This is a genomic window from Mangrovimonas sp. TPBH4 (genome assembly GCF_001280505.1).
In the GTDB taxonomy this organism is placed as follows: Bacteria; Bacteroidota; Bacteroidia; order Flavobacteriales; family Flavobacteriaceae; genus Mangrovimonas_A.
On sequence record NZ_LBIO01000036.1, the window covers coordinates 1 to 2,215 of the forward strand.

Annotated in this window: 5 protein-coding genes; all 5 read left to right on the forward strand. The window is 31.8% G+C overall.

The genetic code is table 11. From position 1 onward, the window contains the following. Positions 1–199: hypothetical protein (locus tag ZA05_RS18430; protein WP_231632389.1), on the forward strand; the 199-nt coding region annotated here is incomplete at its 5' end. Between the two features lie 128 nt (positions 200–327). Then, positions 328–615: a hypothetical protein gene (locus ZA05_RS01430; RefSeq protein ID WP_053990080.1), complete on the forward strand. Its 288-nt coding sequence runs from the start codon at positions 328–330 to the stop codon at positions 613–615. A 2-nt stretch (positions 616–617) separates the two neighbouring features. Beyond that, entirely contained in the window at positions 618–1,004 is a 387-nt protein-coding gene (locus ZA05_RS01435; RefSeq protein ID WP_053990081.1) for a hypothetical protein, read from the forward strand. Positions 1,005–1,089: 85 nt separating this feature from the next. After that, entirely contained in the window at positions 1,090–1,701 is a 612-nt protein-coding gene (locus tag ZA05_RS01440) for a hypothetical protein (protein WP_053990082.1), read from the forward strand. Between the two features lie 189 nt (positions 1,702–1,890). Then, positions 1,891–2,215 (forward strand): hypothetical protein (locus tag ZA05_RS01445; protein ID WP_157514484.1); only part of this gene is annotated, 325 nt, incomplete at its 3' end.

Sequence of the window (2,215 nt, forward strand, 5' to 3'; positions counted from 1 at the left end):
ATTAAAAATTCACATTAAATCAATAAAAGATACGAATCTACAAACAAGGGTTTTCAAATTTGGATTTGATTCTTTAAGAATCTATTACATTGATAAAGAAGAATTAAATGATATGGTTGACCTCAGAATTTCTGATAAAAATGATTGGTTAACTATTTTATCAAAAATCGAAAAAAAAACTAAGTACAACACTGTATAAATTTTATTGCTTCGGATTTTCCTTTCGGAAAATACTCGCAATTTTGCTATCTTGGTTTCGTAATCTGAAAATCCTCGCGGATTTTCACGCAACAAACCTTATACAAACCGTTGTGCTTCATTAAATAAATGCAAAAATCAGAGTTTCATATCGTACAAATTATAGAGTTGATTAAGCAACAAGAGCCTGATAGACTTGATCTAATTGAAGAATTGGAAAAGTCAGATAGGAAAAAGTGGATAAAACAACCTTACATTCAATTTGTATCAGCAGAAAGACCGAATCAACCAGGTTCGGAATGGCAGTTTGGTGAAAACATTGTCTTGGAGCATGAAACAGAAGGGACAATAGTTCTTGACATTTTAAAAGACGGTCGAATAGGTGGAATTGAGTTTGTAAGTCAAATAAGGGATTAAAAATGGAAAAAGAATATTCAATTTATCTAGGCTCAAATAAAATTGGAACAACAAGACTTGAAAAAGCAGATGCGCCAATGGGAGTTGTCTTTGGAGAATTAAGATTTGACGAAAAAGAATGGAACTATGATTTTATCAAATCCTATTGTAATGACAATGACATTGAACTAGCAGATGATTACCCAGAAGATAAATTAATTGCAACTAGGACAATTGACTCTTTGGTAATTAGAAATGAACAAGGGATTGAAATCAAAGGAGTGGGAAATCAGATTAGCGGAATGGACAGCGAAGGGTTTGAAATTTCAATTGAAGGGATTGCCTACCCATTTTATGAAGAAGAATTTCCTCACCATGTAAAAGCTTACAATGAGATGTTTAAAGAATAAAAAACGAAAGCACAACAACACCTATACGCAATGCCCTTCGGGACACTTCGCATAGCCAAACCGTTGGCAAACATAAGTACCGATTATGCGTAAATACGAACAAGTAAAACACACGAAACCGACAGAATTGTTGGTTTTGCTCTTTTCGACTGCCTTTGTTTTTTATTTTATTGTCAAAATATTAAACGAATTCTTAAATGGTTCAATACTCAAATTAGTAATCGGACTTTTAGTTTCTATAATCTATTTTGTTGCGATTAAAAAGTTAATCATAAAATCAACTGACTTCAAATTAACTTCCAACAAATTGGAATGGAACAATGAAAAAATAGAATTTGAAAATGTTGAGAGTTATAAAATACATTGGTTAAGAGGTGCTGGACTCAAACTAACCCTAACTAACGGAACAACAAAAAGATTAAGTTCAAATAGTAATTTTTGTAATTCGGACAAATTTGTTGAACTAATGAGAGATTTAGATAAAGCTTTGGTAAGCCATAACAAGGGAAAAATAAAACGACAAGATTCCATAATGGAAACTAAATCCGGACTTTATTTAGCTATTATGTTAACTACTATTATAATTGTCGTTACAGCCCATTCTTTGATTGAAAACAAAAAAATAAATCTATCTAATATAAGCTTGGTTACATTATGTTTAGTTACAATTTGGAGTGGAATAATAATTAAAAAATAACGTTTGCCAACACCGTGTATAATTCATTGCTTCTGATTTTCCTCACGGAAAATCCTCGCAACTTTACTATCTTAGTTTCTTAACACGAAAATCCTAGCGGATTTTCACGCAACGAAACTATACACAAACCGTTGTGTGTAATATAACGCAACCTAAAAACAACTTTTGCATCTGTTAAAAAAGCAAAATATGAAAAAGGAAATCTTGATTGCTTTCTTCTCTCTAAATCTTATCAGTTTGATAAGTTGCTTTGAACAATGCAAAGATTACGAGTTTTATGACTACAAAAATATTGAGGTATCCGTTCAAAACCCTTACGTGATGGAAAATGACAGTCTTTCCTTTGGAGTGAGATATCTTGAGACTGAGTACCTATCAAGTCTAAAAACAAATTTTAATTTCGGTAATAATCTTTATGCGACAATTGACTGTGATAAAGGTTATGGTGGAGATAAATATCCGCTGACTAGAATTTCAATTACTAGCGATTCGGATTTTAACTCTAACCTTCCTG

Bases quoted from the DNA above. Each gene is read 5' to 3' on its own strand.
- ZA05_RS01440 (WP_053990082.1), top strand. From the start codon at position 1,090: ATGCGTAAATACGAACAAGTAAAACACACGAAACCGACAGAATTGTTG.
- ZA05_RS01435 (WP_053990081.1), top strand. From the start codon at position 618: ATGGAAAAAGAATATTCAATTTATCTAGGCTCAAATAAAATTGGAACA.
- ZA05_RS01430 (WP_053990080.1), top strand. From the start codon at position 328: ATGCAAAAATCAGAGTTTCATATCGTACAAATTATAGAGTTGATTAAG.